1 protein-coding gene is annotated in these 521 nt (G+C 58.7%); it reads right to left on the bottom strand.

Annotated features, from left to right (window positions below; translation table 11 throughout):
- Positions 1-161: 161 nt before the first annotated feature.
- Positions 162-521 (bottom strand): Hsp20 family protein (locus tag AACY08_RS28690; protein ID WP_339472471.1); only part of this gene is annotated, 360 nt, incomplete at its 5' end.

Genomic DNA, 521 nt, shown 5'->3' on the forward strand with positions numbered 1-521 from the left:
AGCGAAAGCTCTGAAATTGTCAGCGCCATATCATCTCCCCCATTGTACCAACTGAGGCGATCTCCGAAGAGGTTGAGGCGCAAACTATTTGAACGGGGAACTCCGCCCAAAAAAAGCGTCCGGGAAGACCCCGGACGCCCAAAAAAAACACGAACTCTGGATTATGGCGCTTGCGCCGCGCCTTTGTCCTCGTCCGCTTCCAGCGGGGTGCCGGTCTTGATCGCGATCGTCTTGGGCTTCATCGCCTCGGGCACTTCGCGGACCAGGTCGATGGTGAGCAGGCCGTCGTTGAGCCGGGCGTCTTCGACCCGCACGAAATCGGCGAGTTCGAAACGACGCTCAAAGCTGCGATTGGCAATGCCGATGTGGAGGAACGAGGAGGATGCGGCCTCTTTCTCATCCTTGCGGCCCTTCACTTGCAACAGATTCTGCTGCGCGGTGATCTCGATCTCATCGCGGCCAAAGCCTGCCACCGCCAGCTTGATGCGATAGCGGTCGCCATCGAGGCGTTCGAGGTTGAA

It is taken from the genome of Pseudomonas sp. EL_65y_Pfl1_R83, from assembly GCF_963970695.1.
Taxonomy (GTDB): Bacteria; Pseudomonadota; Gammaproteobacteria; order Pseudomonadales; family Pseudomonadaceae; genus Aquipseudomonas; species Aquipseudomonas tritici.